Below are 15,338 nucleotides of genomic sequence, written 5' to 3' on the forward strand. Positions count from 1 at the left end.
GCGCAGGAGCTCTTTTCAGTTGCGAAAATTTCGTTTATGATGTAGTATAAGAACGTCAAACTACTTTATAAAGACTGGAGAACGCGCCGATGACCGAGCTTATGAAAACGCGCATCCTACTGACACTGACTGCCGCCTGTGCCGTATTTCCAAGTGGGGCCGATGCCGCCTTCAATGGAACCTCGGACACCGGCTTTCAGCATTTGGACTTCATCGAGAACGAGCGGCGGGAGGAGCGTGAGAACCGTCTCACGGATGAGCAGAAGAAGCTGCTCGCGGATGTGGAGGAGATGGGGCGGCATCTGCGCCATCCCGTGACGGCGGGGGCGCCGTCCCCGGTCGCATTCGAGGGCGACGACCTCACCTATGATGAGCGTACGGGTGAGTTCACGGCAAAGGGGCATGTGGACATCATGCAGCTCGAAGCACGACGTTTTCAGGGGGACTACGTGGAGGGGAACACCATCACGGGTGCGGTCTCCGTCCCCGACCGCGCGCACCTGCTCCAACTGACGAAGGGCGAAGCGCGTGTGACGCTCGACGGCTACCGCATCAACTACAACTACAAGACGCGTGAGGGGACGATGGCGGAGGCTGCGGGTAAGGTCGGCGGCTACTATATGACGGGCAAGCGCTTCGAGTTCTATCCGGACAGGATCGTGGCCTACGACGGCACGCAGACGCGGTGCCCCGCCGAAAAGCCGGACTACCATATGAGCGCGGATGTTGCGGAACTTTACCCTGGTGACCGCATGGTGCTGACGAATGTGAAGTTCTGGATCAAGAACAAGGTGATCTTCACGAGGAAGCGCTACGAGGTGGACTTGGCACATCCTATGCAGCGGAACTTTCCGACGATGGGATATGACAGCGACGACGGACTCTGGCTGGAGCAGACGTACGAGTATGATCTCGCGCCGCATGTGACAGCGAGTGCGAATCTCTACGTGACGACGAACAAGGGCTGGCGCAGCCACTACGACCTCGGTTGGAACAATGCCGGAGCGAGCGCTGTCCTGACCTACGGTCTCTTTGAGGACGGTGACGACGGCTCGATCAAGAAGCAGCCGTCGCTCATCCTCGGTTACGGGCACCGCCTCGGTAGGACACCGATCTCCTACAACCTTTACTCCGAGTACGGGCGCTGGTATTCGGACGGGATTCACAGCAACCATTGGAAATACGGCATCTCCGTCGTACATGATACGATTCACTTTCATAACTATCGGCTCGATCTCGCGGCAGGCTACTCCGTCACGCGCGAGAGTTATGATGGCTCGCGCGTACAGGGATTCAACGCGAGTGCCTATCTCACGAAGCCCTTCAGCGAGCGTTTTGCAGCGTATATCGGCGCGCTTTATTCGAAGAGCACGAAGGAGAACGCACTCTTTGACTTCGATCAGGAGGACTACTCGAAGGTCCTGCAGGCGGGGCTGAGCTATCGGCTGAATGAGCGCAACCGCATCGCGGTGGGGATGAAGTACGCCGTCGATCCCGAGCGGTGGACGGATGTGGACTACTACTGGTTCCACGATCTGCACTGTTCGCAGATCATCCTGCGGTACCGCTCGAAGCAGGATTCGTGGAAGGTCAAATGGGAGTTCACCCCATGGTAAATGCACTTGAACAGATGGCGGATGTCCCCGTCCTTATCATCGGGGACATGGTGGCGGATGTCTACCTCGACGGTGCAATTGCGCGCATCTCGCGTGAGGCCCCCGTGCTCGTCTTGGAGCAGCGAGAGGAGCGCGTGGTTGCGGGCGGCGCGGCAAATGTCGCGAACAACGCCGCGACGCTCGGCGCTGCAGCATATGCGGTGGGGGTCTGCGGTACGGAGCGCAGCGGGGATGCCCTTCTCGCCGTGCTTGGCGAAAACGGCGTGCATACAGAGTTTATCCGCGCGGAAGCGCATCCGACGATCACGAAGACGCGGATCATCGCAGGCGGGCGCGCAACGGTCAGCCAGCAGATCGTACGCGTGGATCGCGAGTGGCACGCGCCGCTTGACGCAGAGACGGAGGAGGCGCTGCTTGCGCGCATCCGTACCCTGCTCCCACAGGTGCGCGGCGTCGTGCTCTCGGACTACGGCTCTGGGACAGTGACCGCGCGCGTACGCCGGCTCGTCATCGAGGAGGCACGCAAGTTGGGCATTCCGAGCATCGTGGATTCGCGCTATGACATCCTCTCCTACGCAGGCATCGGCTATGTCAAGCAGAATGATGCGGAGCTTGCGGCAGCGCTCGGGCGTACGCTGCGCTCCGAGGAGGACATTCACGCGGCGGGGCGGGAACTCCGCGAGCGGCTCAGCGCCGACGGCGTACTGATTACGCGCGGGGATAAGGGGATGACTCTCTTCCTTGCCGACGGCTCAGCGACGAATATTCCCGTCAGCGATCACAGCGAGATCTTTGATGTGTCCGGAGCAGGCGATACCTGCGTTGCCGTAGTGATCCTCGCGCTCTCGGCGGGCATCGACCCACGGACGGCAGCGCGCCTCAGCAACATTGCGTCCGGTATTGCTGTGCGCAAGCGCGGGACGGCGACGGTCGCTGCCGAGGAACTGCGCGCTGCTGTGAGCGCAGCAGAGGGAGGCATGTGTGTATGCTGATTCCAAACGAACGGATTGAGGCCTTTGCCGCTGTCCTGCGCGCGGCGGGGCAGCGCGTCGTCTTTACGAATGGCTGCTTTGACATCCTCCATGCGGGGCATGTGCGCTATCTCACGGCGGCGCGGGGGCTCGGGGACTATCTGATCCTCGGCCTCAACAGCGATGCCTCTGTACGGCGGCTGAAGGGCGCGGGGCGCCCCGTGAACAGCGAAGCGGATCGTGCCGAGGTTGTCGGCGCGCTGCAGTCGGTGGATGCAGTCGTCATCTTTGACGAGGACACGGCGGAAACCCTGATTGCGAAGGTGCGCCCCGCTGTCTACGTAAAGGGCGGGGACTACACGCGTGAGACGCTGCCCGAGGCGCGCATTGTCGAGAGCCACGGCGGCGAGGTGGCGTTTATTCCTCTTGTCGAGGGAAAGTCAACGACGAACATCATCGCGCGGGCTGCGCAGAAGTAGTGTCTGCCGCGTATTCTGCGCAAACGCCTTGCTGCACAAGCGTTCGCGTGGGGCAAGAGCCAAAACAAACAGTGCAATGACGAAAGGAGGGCAGGGCATGAAGAACATTCTGGTCGTGAAACTGAGCGCGATCGGCGACGTGATTCATGCTCTGCCCGTTTCGTATGCCATCAAGGAGCAGTTCCCCGCAGCGCATCTGACGTGGGTGGTGGAGCCGGCGGCATACGCGATCCTTGAGGATAATCCGTACATTGACGAACTCATCCTGTTCGAGAAGGCAAAGTTCCGCAGTCTTGGCGGCTTTTTGCGTGAGATTCGCCCGTTCCGCCGGCGGCTGCGCGCGCGTTCCTACGATGCCTCGCTTGATCTGCAGGGGCTTTTCAAGTCGGCGGCAATCGTCTTTAATGCCGGTGCGAAACTGCGCATCGGCACGGCGAATATGCGTGAGGGGGCGCATCTTGTGAGCCGCCCCGTGCGTGGAGCACACGCGGAGGGGCATATTGTCGAGCGCTGCCTCGATGTCGCACGTGCGCTTGGCTGTGCAGTGCGCGAGGTACGCTTTCCCGTCGCGATTTCTGAACGGGACAGGGCGGCGGCAGACACGCTCCTTGCGCGTGAGGGCGTGCGGGAGGGGCGGCCGTTCGTTGCCTTTGCCATCGGAGCGAACTGGCCGAACAAGCGTTGGCCGGCGGAGCACTTTGCAGAACTCTGTGACCGTCTCTACCATGCACATTATGTCCCCGTCCTCATCGGCGGCGGGCGCCTGGATGAAAGCATAGCGCAGGATATTATGGCAGCGAGCGGGATTCCGCCTGTGAATCTTGTCGGACGGACGAATCTGAAGCAGCTCGCACACGTCTTCACGCGTGCGGCGCTTGTCCTCGGCGGCGACACGGGACCGGTACACCTCGCGGCGGGGCTTCGTACACCGACGGTCATGCTCATGGGGCCAACCGATGCGAACCGCAACGGGCCCTACGGTCAGCTCGAAAATGCGATCGAGGCCGACCATCCCTGCCGCGGATGTTGGAAGCGTGCCTGCCCGAAGGGGCTCGACTGTCTCGCGGCGATTAGCGTGGAGGAGGCCGCGGCAAAGATGCGCCCCCTTCTTCGGCACTGAGACGGGACCGCAGGATTTTACGGAATAAAAAGAAAGGAGCGGAGCGAAGAATGCGCATTGAACGATACAGAACGCGGCAATATGGACGGTTGGCGGCGTTCTATGATGCCGCACAGCGTGACTTGAAGCTGTTTGCCTTCCTGCTGCTGACGCTTTGCATCTATCGTGCGTATTTCATGCTCTACATGGCGGGCTATATGTCCCCAGCCGCAGGGGCGGCAGACGTAGGGGTTGCCCTCATGGCGGGGCTGCGGCTCTCGCTCAAGACGGCGGGTGCACTTGCCTTGCCCGCGTTTGTCCTCTGTACGCTGCCGCTCCTCATCGCACCGCGCCTGTCCCGTGCACTGCAGCATCTGCGCCTCGCGTGGGGGACACTTGCGGCATTTGCCTTTGCCGTGCTCTTTCAGGCGCGGTTTCCGTTCTACCGACAGTATCAGACGGGCTTTCACCTGCAGGTAACGGCAGGGCTGAATGACGATATCCCCACGATTTTCCTGATGCTCGTGCAGGAGTACGGCTTTGTCTGGCGATTTGCAGCCGCCCTCCTGCTGTCAGCGCTGTCCTTCTGTCTCCTGCGTCAGCTTCTCATCGTGCGCGGGACATATGCGCTCCCTATGCTCCGCTCGGGTGCACGGCGCGCATTCTTTTCGCTCGGTATGCTGCTGGCCTTTGCGGCGCTGTTTGTCTTTGTGCGCTTCGGCGGGAGCTTTACCTATGCACGCGGCATCAACTGGGAGAATGCGGGCGTGACGAGCGATGCCTTCCTCAACGAGTGTATTCTGGACGACGGACAGGCGCTCTACCGCGTGTACTCAATGCAGAAGCGGCTCAACAGCGGGGAGATCGCAGGTGTCGAAAAGGCGCGCGTACGCGAACTCGCGCGTGCGGCGGCGGGGCATGAGGATCTCGCCGCAGACACGCTCACGCCCTATCTGACGCGCACGGCAGCGGGCGCACGTATTCCGCAGCCGCGTCACATCTTTATCGTTCTCGGCGAGACGTATGCACAGTGGCCGATGCTCGCGCCATACGCGGCACTGCACGCCGCCGATGGGATCAAGGGACTGATCATAGAGCCGAATGCCTACTATTCGCGCCGTTTCATGCCGAACGGAGACTTTACGTCTGTTGCAATTACGGGGCTTGTGACGGGGCTGTCCGAGGTCAATCAGCACGTCAACTATGTGCCGCGCAGTCTGAAAGAGGTCTATCCGACCGCGATGGCACCGCAGTTCAAACAGCTCGGATATGCCGTTGATTTCTGGTACGGCGGCGTGCCCTCGTGGGAGGGAATGGATCGCTTTTCCCGTGCGCAGGGCTTTGACCACTTCTACGGTTATCCCGATTTTCATGCGGAAAAGGTGAATACGTGGGGCACATCGGATGCACAGCTCTTTGCGGCGCTCGGGCAGCATCTTGCGGATGAGCCGCCGACGGTGCACCTTATCATGACGGTGTCAAACCATCCGCCCTACGATATCGACGTCGCGGCGGAGGGGTTCGACCTTGAAAATGCGCGCACGGAGGCGGCAAAGATTCCGAATGTGGACGATCCGAACCAACTTGCGCTCGAGCTCGGGCACTACTGGTATATGGACAAGATTGTCACGAATTTCGTGCATGAGACGATGGCGAAGTATCCGGACAGCCTCTTTGTCATCACGGGTGACCATGCTGTGCGCATGAATCCGTCGCGCACGCCGACCATGTATGAGTACCAGTCTGTTCCCTTTGTCCTGTATGGGCAGGGCGTTGCGCCGGACATCCTGCCGCCCGATGTGGTGGGCGGTCATACGAATATCGTTCCGACGCTGCTCGAACTGATCGCACCCGCAGGATTTTCTTACGTCTCGATTGCGCCGCCGCTGACGGAGGGAAGTATGGGGGCGGCGTTCAACCGCGACTACTTCCTGACTGCAAATCTCATGGGAACGGTTGACGGGACACGGACGGAGCAGCTGCCGGGCGGAACTGCGGGCGATGGCTCTGCCGCCCATGAGCTTCTGCATGCACGGATGTCCATTCTGCGGACGCTCTCATGGCAGCTGATCGAACATGGCGATTCGTTGGAGGGACAATGAGCGAATATCGGAATATTCTCGTTATCAACCTCATGCATCTCGGCGATCTCATGCTTGTGACGCCCGTCCTGCGCACGCTGCGGCACAATTATCCCGCCGCACGCATTACACTCCTTGCGGATCGGATTCTCGCGGACATCGTGCAGGAAAATGCACACATCGATGAATGTCTGCTGATCGACAAGAAGGGCCGCGACCGGAGCTTCCTCGGCATCATGCGCTTTGCGCGCCGCCTGCGGGAAAGGAAATACGATCTCGTCGTCAACCTGCACCGCAACGAGCGCTCCTCCGCGCTCGCGGCACTCAGCGGGGGAAAACGCATTGTGGGCTATACAAAGCCCGGCTTCTCCCTCCTGTTCGATCACGTCAGCCCCGATCAGCACATGGTGATGCACGAGGTGCACTCACACTACGCGGCACTGCGTGCGGCGGGCATCATCGGGGAGATCGATGATGCAGGGCTCGAGATGTGGCTGCCGCCCGCTGCCGAGGCGGAGGCGGCGCGGCTCTGGGCAGCGCATTTTGCGCCGGAGGACAAGGTGATTGCGCTCAACATCGGCGCGAGCTGGCGGACGAAGCGTTGGGAGGACGGCTATTTCGCGCAGGTTGCGGATACGTACCTCGCGCGCGGCTACCATCTCGCAGTCATGGGCGGGCCGACGGATGTGGAGATGGTCGCAGCGTGCCGCGCACAGATGCGGGAGAAGGATCATCCGCATCTGCACATCTTCACGGGGCAGGTCAGTCTTGGTGTGCTCGCAGGACTTCTTCGCCGCTGCATCCTCTTCATCACAACGGACTCGGGGCCGATGCACGTCGGCGTTGCGATGAACGTGCCCGTTCTCTGTATGTTCGGCGCATCGCCGATTCCGGGTTTCTACCCCTACGACGAGAAGAGCATTTCCGTCCGCGCGCCCGTTCCGTGCCATCCCTGCCGCCTGCACGAATGTCCGCTTGCGGAGGCAGAGTATATGAAGTGCATGAAGCAGATGCCGCCCACGCTGATTTTGAAATATGCGGATCAGATGCTCGCGGAGAACGGGGAGCGTCCCGCATGCGAACTCGTGCGTCCGACGGATTTTGAGACGCGTGTGGCGGAGCAGGCGAACGGCTCATTTGCCCTTGCACCGAGGGGGGCGGCGGGACGTGTTGTCCGTCCCGTTTTGCCCGCAGGGCTCAAAGCACATGGATTTGACTGATATCTTTTGATGGTTTCCATAACAGATAGGAGCGTTCTCATGGATATGGCAAAGATCCGCGCAACGGTCGCGGAGAAGAGTGGGCGCAGCAACATCCTCGTCGTCGGCGATGTCATGCTTGACAAATACTATTCGGGTGAGGTCACGCGCATCTCGCCCGAGGCACCCGTGCCGATTACGCACGTAACGGGCACGCGCGAGACTCTCGGCGGCGCGGCAAACGTTGCGCACAACCTCGCGCTTCTCGGGACGAATGTCAGCATTGCGGGCTATGTCGGCGACGACGCACACTGCAAAAGTCTCCTCGAGAAATTTGCTGCACGCGGCATCGATTACGCGGGGCTTGTCCGTACGGAGCGCCCGACCACGACGAAGATCCGCATCATCGGCGGGCATCAGCAGATGCTGCGCCTCGACTTTGAGGATGCGAGCCCGATCGACGGCGACTACGCTGAGCAGTATCTTGCCTACATTGACCAAAAGCTGAACGAGAGCATGGACTGCGTGATCATCTCGGACTACGGCAAGGGCGCATGCACGGAGTTTGCGTGCCAGCACATCATCCGCGCGGCGCACGACCACGGCGTGCCCGTCATCGTCGACCCGAAGGGGGCACAGTGGCTGAAGTACAAGGATGTCGACTACATCACGCCGAACATCAAGGAAATCAACGAGATCATGCTCGAACCGATTGCGAACAACGATTTCGAGGTCGAAAAGGCGGCGCGCTACGCCATGCGCAAGTTCAGCCTGCGCAACGTCGTTCTCACGCGCTCCTCGAAGGGGCTTTCGCTGGTCCACGGCGAGGAGGTTGTCCATATCCCGACGAAGGCGCAGGAGGTCTTTGATGTCTCCGGTGCGGGCGATACGGTGATCGCCGTGTTCGGGCTCGCACTCGCGGGCGGGCTGAAGCCGGCAGATGGCGCCTATCTCGCAAACCTCGCGGCGAGTGTTGTCGTTTCGAAACTCGGTACCTATGCGGTCAATCGGGAAGAGCTTCTTCAGGTACTTGAGCATCAGGAAGGGGTAAATGGATGATTATTGTCACCGGCGGTGCCGGCTTTATCGGCAGCAATCTCGTTCACGCACTGAATGCGCGCGGGCACAGGGACATCCTCATCGTCGATGATCTTGGGGATGGCAAGAACTACAAGAATCTGCGCGGTCTGCACTTCATCGACTATCAGCAGAAGGACGACTTCCTCCACCTCATCGAGGAGGGGGATTTTGACGGCACGGACATCGATGCGATCTTTCACGAGGGCGCGTGCTCGGACACAATGGAGTACGATGTCAACTACATGATGAAGGAGAACTACTCCTATTCCAAGGCACTCCTGCACTTTGCGATGGGTGCACGCATCCCGTTCTTCTATGCCTCCTCCGCCTCGACCTATGGCGGCGGCAAGAACGGCTTCACCGAGGGCGGGAAATGTGAGGATGCACTTAATCCGTATGCGTTCTCGAAGCTCGCGTTCGACCGCTACGTGCGGCAGGTGATCCCAGAGGCACGCAGCCCCATTGTCGGACTGAGGTACTTCAACGTCTATGGTCCGCAGGAGCACCACAAGGGCAAGATGGCGTCGATCTTCTACCAGCTCTACCATCAGATCATGGAGACGGGTGAGGCGCGCCTCTTTCGTGGGACGGACGGGCTTGCGGACGGCGAGCAGCGCCGTGATTTCGTCTATGTCGGCGACGTGGTGCGTGTGAATCTGCACTTTTTCGAAAACGGCGGCGAGAGCGGTGTCTACAACTGCGGCACGGGAGCTGCGCACAGCTACAACGAGGCAGCACGCGCTGTCATTGCCGCGCTCGGCAAGGGGCGAATTGTCTACCGCGACTTCCCCGAGGTGCTGCGCGGCAAGTACCAGAACTACACACAGGCAGATACGACGGCACTCCTCGCTGCGGGCTACGACGGCGGCTTCACCCCGATGGAGGAGGCGGTCAAGAAGTACTGCGACTTCCTGAATGCGGGCGGATATTTCTCCTATGCAGAATAAGGCGGTCTTCTTCGACCGCGACGGCACGCTGAACGTGGATGTGCACTATCTCCACGATCCTGCAGATTTCGTCTGGATCGAGGGGGCGATGGATGCCATCCGCTGGGCGAATGTGCATGACTATCTCGTCGTCGTCGTCACGAATCAGAGCGGCATCGCACGCGGCTACTATGACGAGGCTGCCGTGCACCGTCTGCACGACTGGATGAATGTACAGCTTGCTGCGTACGGCGCACACATTGACGCATTCTACTACTGTCCCCATCATGCGGAGGGGAGCGTGCCCGCTTACCGAACGATGTGTGACTGCCGCAAGCCCGCACCCGGAATGATCCTCAGGGCGATCGCAGAGCACAATATCGACCCCGCTGCCTCCGTCCTCTTCGGTGACGCGGCGAGCGATGTCGCCGCTGCCGAGGCTGCGGGTGTGCGGGGGGTGTGCTATACAGGCGGGAGTTTGTGCGCCTGTGTACAGAGTGCATTGGAGCATCGGTGATTTTCCATCTGCCGATCATGGAAAAGAGAGGCGATAGTATGACCAGCAATCTCTCTGTGCTGATTCTGGCGAAAAACGAAGAAAAGAATATTGAGGAGTGCATCCGCAGCGTATCCTTTGCGCGGGAGGTCGTTGTCATTGACGATCACAGCACGGACCGCACAGCCGAACTCGCACGCGGCATGGGGGCGCGTGTCGTTGCGCATGCCATGAACGGCGACTGGGGGGCGCAGCAGACGTTTGCCGTAACGCAGGCATCGTGTGACTGGATTTATTTTCTGGATGCAGACGAGCGTGTAACGGCGGGGCTTGCAAAGCGCATCGCGGAGATTGTCGTCGCCGATGACCGCCGCTGTGCCTATGCGAACGCGCGTCTGAGCTATCTGTGGGAGCAGCCGATTCGGCACGGAGGCTGGTTCCCGGACTATGTCGTGCGGCTTCTGCCGCGCGAGGGGACGACCGTGGAGGGGCTCGTACACCCGAAGATCTGCCATCCCTATCGGGAGATCAAGCTGCCGCACAAATACTGCCTGATTCACTACACATATCGGGATTGGGAGCACTATTTCAACAAGATGAATGTCTACAGTACACTTGCCGCGCAGAAACTCCACGATGCGGGGAAAACAGCATATTTTATCAACATCCTGCTGCACCCCCTGTGGGCTTGGTTTCGCATGTATATCCTGCGCGGCGGCTTTATGGATGGACGCATCGGCTTTGTGCTCGCCGCGTTTCATTTCTTTTACACCATGTCGAAATATACGAAGTTCTACTATCTTGGGAAAAGCAATCGGCATACGGGGGCGCTTTCATGATTGCAGAAATCAGCGATGTGGCACGTCGGGCGTATCGGCTTCGGAACATCAGAGAGGGGCGGCGTGCACTGATCTTCAGCGTGCGGGCAGTTCTGTATTGGAAGACGCTGCGGGAACTTTGGAGATTCTTTCAGGAAACAGAGCTGCGCAGAGCACTCTACGCGCGCAATCCCTACCCCTTGGAGCAGGCGACGCGCGCCTTTTTTTATGCGGGCTCGACGGTGCGCACGCGCATTGACCTCATTCGGGCGCATTATGCCTATCTCGAGCAGAAGATGAAGCCCGCGGATTTTGTGCGCCTGAGCTATGATACGGCACACGAGATCTGGCGCGCGTCCGAAACGGATATGCGGTGGAATGCCTATCTGAAATTCGAGCAGGGACAGCGCAAGGAGGGGCTTCTCTCCGTCATGATGGATGTGGACGGTACGCATCTCTATCAGATCGTCTTCTGGATCGCGCAGCAGGATGGTCAGCCGACGCTCGTGATCGGCGCGATGCAGGGGCCGAATACGGAGGACGCGCAGGCGTTCGTCCGCGAGATGACGAAGCGCGCCCACCGTTTCCGCACGAAGAATCTTATCCTCTATATGGTGCAGGCGGTTGCGCGCGCACTTGGCGTGCAGCGTCTCTGCGCCGTATCAAATGCGGGCTACTACGCGAACAATCACATCCTCCGCGACCGCAAGCTCAAGACGGACTTCGGCGCGTTCTGGGAAGAGGCGGGCGGCTGGCAGACGGAGGATGAGAGGTTCTACGAGCTGCCGCTGATCCTGCCGCGCAAGACGATGGAGGAGGTGCCGACGCGCAAGCGCGCGGTCTATCGGCGGCGGTTTGCGTTCCTCGATGCGGTGGATGCGGAGATTGCCGCGCGTGTGGGGGAGGTTCTGCGATCGTGAGGGAGTATCATAACATTCTCGTTTACGCGATGGTGAACCTCGGTGATGTCATCCTCTTGACAAGCGCGATCGCTCTGCTCAAAAAGATCTATCCGAACGCGCGCATTACGATGCTGTCGCGCCCCATTGTGCGCGAGGTGATCGAGCACAACCCTGTGATTGACGATGTGATCCTCTTTGACTACAAGGCAAAGCAGAACGCTGCCGGCCGGATGTGGGCGATGGTGCAGGAACTGCGTGCCCGAAAATTTGATCTTGCGATATCGTTCGACCGCAAACTTCGCACTGCACTCCTCTGCTGGCTCGCGGGGATTCCCGTACGCGTCGGTCCATCGCGTGTCCTGGACGCGCGGCCGAGCCGCGTGACGTGGCTCTATACGAATACCGTCCCGATCACGTATAATCTCGACGAAACTCTGCAGGCCGAGACGTATCAGGAGATCATCCGCAGCTTTACGGGCAGGGAGGGGCACGAGCGTCCGATTCTGCCGTCTCCGACCGAGCAGCAGAGGGAAAAGGCAGCGGAACTTCTCTCGTCTGCTGCGGGGAAACGAAGGATTGGACTCTGCGTCAAGGGCACATTCGGTCTGAAGACGTGGCCGAAGGAGTATTTCGTGGAGGTCGTCCGCGCGCTCCACGCGCGCTATGACGCGGCGTTCTACGTGACGGGCGCACCGGGTGACCATGCCTACGCCGAGGAAGTGATTCAGGCGATCGGACTTCCTGTTGAAAACCTCTGCGGGAAGACGAATCTCATGGAACTCACGGCGCTCTATGCGCAGCTTGACCTGCTTGTCAGCGTGGATACGGGCGGTGCTCATATTGCGGCAGTGACGGGCGTTCCACTCGTGGTCATGTTCGGCTGCACCTCGCCGCGCCGCTGGCATCCAATCAGCGAGCGTGCCGCGGTATTTTCCTCGCATGAGCCGTGCTGCCCGTGCAGCTATGGGGAGACGGACTGCCCAAGCTATCCTCAGCCCGACTGCCTCTACCATGTGAAGCCCGACACGATTATTGCGGCGTGCACCGCATATTTGGATGAGACATAAGGGGATATTCTGCAAAAAACCGCAGTGAGAGCTTCTCACTGCGGTTTTCATATGGATATGTGTCTGCTATTCTGTGTCGGCGTTCGTCGGCTGCTGGATATGCTCCACATTCATTCCCGGTGTGATGCCGCGCGTGTAGCGGCGTTCCATGCGATCGTGGACATGGGCATACTTCGCAGTGACCTTCGGGCTGCGCTGGCGCAGGGTCTCCTGCACGACGCGCAGATCCTTCGTCTCCTGATAGAGGTTTGTGCCGCAGCTGTGGCGGAAGAGATGGCACGCGTAGCCGGGCTGTTTCAGCCCCGCATCCGTCAGTGCCTTGTTGATGACGTAGCGGATGCCGACGCGCGTGATGCGTCCGCTGCGGTTGTTCGGCGAGCAGGAGATGATGGTCGGCGTGAGACGATTTTCCGGCGGGATGGCGCCGCGCGTCTCCACGTATGCCTTGAGGAGCTGAAAGGTCTCCTCGCACGGGTAGATGATCCCTGCGTGCCCCTTGCCGCGTATCTCGATGCGTCCGCGCTGCCAGTCGATGTCCTCGTCCGAGAGGCGCATGACCTCGACGACGCGCAGCCCCTCGACACCCATGAGGTAGACGATGAGGAGGTTGCGCAGGCGGCGCAGGGCGTTCTTGTCCGCCGCAAGTCCCTCGCAGATCTCCTTGATCTGGTCGACGGTGAGATATTTATAGTCCTCGTCGAGGTGCTGCGGGTTGCGCAGCTGCAGGTCGGCACAGGGGTTCTCGGCGATGAAGGAGAGCCGCTCTGCGACCTTGTAAAAGGCGCGAATCGCAGCACCCTTGATCATGAGTGTCGCGGCGCTGTAGCCCTTTGTCCGCATATCTTCCATGTAGACGCGGATCTGATAGTCATGCACGTCGTTCAGCGGATGCAGTCCCTGCTCCATGCACCAGTGGAGGAAGAGACGAATTGCGAGCTCGTATGTGTCGCGCGTGTCTGCTGTGGGCGCACCGCCCGCGATGTAGCGCGGCAGATACTCGTAGAAGTGGGTGATGAAGTACTCAGGGCTAATTGCGTCCTGCCGTACACTTGCCGTGACTTCGCCCATGCGCCGCACGCTGCCGGGGGCAGTCTCCGTTCGCCGTGCAGGAACGCCCATTGCAGCACTTTCACCGCTGCGGAAGCTTTCGTTTGCAGCCAATACATCACCCGCTTTCACCTTATTTGATGAGGTGATTATAGCACGTGAAGAGGAACTTAGCAACAGGTATTAAACACATAAAAACCGCCGCATACACGGTGTACGCGGCGGTTCGATGCCGATCGGGTTACTTGCCGAGCAGGATGGATGCACCGCTGGCAGCGAGCATCTTTGCGGCGTAGACGAGTGCCTTCTCGTCGAAGTTGAAGCGGGAGTCGTGATGCCCCGCGGCGAGCTGCGCGCCGATCATCATGTAGGCGGCCTGTCCGCCGCGCTCCTGTACGCGCTCCATGAAGTAGGAGAAGTCCTCACTCGCGCCGAAGTTCGTCTCACTCATGATGTCGCGGAAGAGACCAAGCTCCTTCGCACGGTTCTCAAGGTAGGCGGCGAGCTCCGGCGTATTGTTGCCGCCGGCAGCACCGCCCGCCTTTTCGATCGTGACATTGACATCGTACATGGCCGCCGCTGCCTTGATGATGCGCTCGGCTTCCTGCTCCATGTAGCGATTGATCGCGCTTGTCGCGCCGCGCGTTTCAATGCGCAGCAGACCCTTGTCACCGATGACGTTGCGCCCGCTGCCCGCCTCCATATAGCCGACATTGATGCGCGAGGCACCGCCTGAGTGGCGCGAGATCGCATGAAGGTTTAGTGCCGCACACGCGGTCGCGAGCACGGCGTTTTTGCCCTCCTCGGGCGCGGCACCCGCATGTGCGGGTACGCCGACGAAGTGCGCGTCGTATTTGCTCGTTGCGAGGAAGCCGACGACGTTGCATGCGACGCTGCCCGTCTCCTTCGCCTTGAAGCCGAAATGTGCGCCGAGCATGTAGTCCACATCGTCCACGACACCCTTTTCCACCATCGCATGCGCTCCGCGCACACCTTCTTCGGCGGGCTGAAAGACGAGCTTCACAGTTCCCGCAAGCTCATCCTTCAGTGCGGCGAAGATGCGCGCGACACCGAGTCCGACAGAGGTATGCCCGTCATGCCCGCACGCGTGCATCGCACCCGCGTGGCAGGAGGCAAAGCCCTCGCGGTTCGGGAAATGTTCGGGTGCATCCGTCTCCGTCACATCGTTGGAGTCCATGTCAAAGCGCATTCCAAGCGTCGGCCCCTTGCGCGCAAAGTGCAGGATGCCGACAACACCCGTATAGCCTCCGTCCATGCGGTCGAGCCACGCGGGATCGGCACCCTCTCTGCGGGCGCGCTCCTTCTCCCGTGCGAGAACATCCGCTGTGGGGACGCCCATACGAGCGCTCTCCTCCATGACCTCGCGTCCGATGTGCACCTCGTAGCCGAGCTCCGAGAGCGTCTTTGCGACAATCGACGCCGTGCGGAACTCTGTCCAGCCCGGTTCCGGATGGCGGTGGAGATCCCGGCGCTGCCGCGTCAGTTCTTCTGCCATCTCGTCTGCCATCTGCATGATCTTTGCATCCAGTTCCATCG

General features: G+C 60.3%; 14 protein-coding genes. 12 read left to right on the plus strand and 2 right to left on the minus strand.

All coding sequences use genetic code 11. The annotated features are described in order from the left end of the window. Nucleotides 1-89 precede the first annotated feature (89 nt). From BCS37_RS01245 to BCS37_RS01300, 12 genes are all read left to right on the plus strand, one after another. Nucleotides 90-1,616, plus strand: a complete 1,527-nt coding sequence (locus tag BCS37_RS01245; RefSeq protein WP_069179777.1) for an LPS-assembly protein LptD — start codon at nucleotides 90-92, stop codon at nucleotides 1,614-1,616. Further along, nucleotides 1,610-2,608: a bifunctional heptose 7-phosphate kinase/heptose 1-phosphate adenyltransferase gene (locus tag BCS37_RS01250; RefSeq protein WP_069179778.1), complete on the plus strand. Its 999-nt coding sequence runs from the start codon at nucleotides 1,610-1,612 to the stop codon at nucleotides 2,606-2,608. The genes BCS37_RS01245 and BCS37_RS01250 overlap by 7 nt, the downstream gene beginning before the upstream one ends. Next, on the plus strand, nucleotides 2,602-3,066 hold the full coding sequence (gene rfaE2 / locus BCS37_RS01255; RefSeq protein WP_069179779.1) for a D-glycero-beta-D-manno-heptose 1-phosphate adenylyltransferase: 465 nt from the start codon (nucleotides 2,602-2,604) through the stop codon (nucleotides 3,064-3,066). Before BCS37_RS01250 ends, rfaE2 begins: the two co-directional genes overlap by 7 nt. Before the next feature lie 97 nt (nucleotides 3,067-3,163). After that, nucleotides 3,164-4,186 (plus strand): glycosyltransferase family 9 protein, encoded by a 1,023-nt coding sequence (locus tag BCS37_RS01260; protein WP_069179780.1) that lies wholly within the window; start codon nucleotides 3,164-3,166, stop codon nucleotides 4,184-4,186. Between the two features lie 50 nt (nucleotides 4,187-4,236). Next, a complete protein-coding gene (locus BCS37_RS01265) occupies nucleotides 4,237-6,267 on the plus strand; it encodes an LTA synthase family protein (RefSeq protein ID WP_069179781.1) in 2,031 nt (676 codons plus the stop codon). Beyond that, nucleotides 6,264-7,466, plus strand: a complete 1,203-nt coding sequence (locus BCS37_RS01270) for a glycosyltransferase family 9 protein (protein WP_069179782.1) — start codon at nucleotides 6,264-6,266, stop codon at nucleotides 7,464-7,466. The genes BCS37_RS01265 and BCS37_RS01270 overlap by 4 nt, the downstream gene beginning before the upstream one ends. A gap of 39 nt (nucleotides 7,467-7,505) precedes the next feature. Continuing rightward, complete coding sequence (rfaE1, locus tag BCS37_RS01275; RefSeq protein WP_069179783.1) at nucleotides 7,506-8,504, plus strand: D-glycero-beta-D-manno-heptose-7-phosphate kinase; 999 nt, start codon at nucleotides 7,506-7,508, stop codon at nucleotides 8,502-8,504. Then, nucleotides 8,501-9,472, plus strand: a complete 972-nt coding sequence (gene rfaD, locus BCS37_RS01280) for an ADP-glyceromanno-heptose 6-epimerase (RefSeq protein ID WP_069179784.1) — start codon at nucleotides 8,501-8,503, stop codon at nucleotides 9,470-9,472. The genes rfaE1 and rfaD overlap by 4 nt, the downstream gene beginning before the upstream one ends. Beyond that, nucleotides 9,462-9,968, plus strand: coding sequence for a D-glycero-beta-D-manno-heptose 1,7-bisphosphate 7-phosphatase (gmhB, locus tag BCS37_RS01285; protein WP_069181513.1), 507 nt, complete (start codon nucleotides 9,462-9,464; stop codon nucleotides 9,966-9,968). Before rfaD ends, gmhB begins: the two co-directional genes overlap by 11 nt. Nucleotides 9,969-10,006: 38 nt before the next feature. Then, nucleotides 10,007-10,786 (plus strand): glycosyltransferase family 2 protein, encoded by a 780-nt coding sequence (locus BCS37_RS01290; protein WP_069179785.1) that lies wholly within the window; start codon nucleotides 10,007-10,009, stop codon nucleotides 10,784-10,786. Continuing rightward, nucleotides 10,783-11,685, plus strand: a complete 903-nt coding sequence (locus tag BCS37_RS01295) for a DUF535 family protein (protein ID WP_069179786.1) — start codon at nucleotides 10,783-10,785, stop codon at nucleotides 11,683-11,685. The genes BCS37_RS01290 and BCS37_RS01295 overlap by 4 nt, the downstream gene beginning before the upstream one ends. Next, complete coding sequence (locus BCS37_RS01300; RefSeq protein WP_107528572.1) at nucleotides 11,682-12,734, plus strand: glycosyltransferase family 9 protein; 1,053 nt, start codon at nucleotides 11,682-11,684, stop codon at nucleotides 12,732-12,734. The genes BCS37_RS01295 and BCS37_RS01300 overlap by 4 nt, the downstream gene beginning before the upstream one ends. A 66-nt stretch (nucleotides 12,735-12,800) precedes the next feature. Here the strand turns inward: BCS37_RS01300 and BCS37_RS01305 are convergent, their stop codons facing one another. Further along, on the minus strand, nucleotides 12,801-13,853 hold the full coding sequence (locus tag BCS37_RS01305) for a tyrosine-type recombinase/integrase (RefSeq protein ID WP_069181515.1): 1,053 nt from the start codon (nucleotides 13,851-13,853) through the stop codon (nucleotides 12,801-12,803). 169 nt (nucleotides 13,854-14,022) lie between these two features. Continuing rightward, a complete protein-coding gene (locus BCS37_RS01310; RefSeq protein ID WP_083205749.1) occupies nucleotides 14,023-15,336 on the minus strand; it encodes an amidohydrolase in 1,314 nt (437 codons plus the stop codon). Nucleotides 15,337-15,338 lie beyond the last annotated feature (2 nt).

Origin of the sequence: Selenomonas sp. oral taxon 920, from assembly GCF_001717585.1 — a bacterium.
In the GTDB taxonomy this organism is placed as follows: Bacteria; Bacillota; Negativicutes; order Selenomonadales; family Selenomonadaceae; genus Centipeda.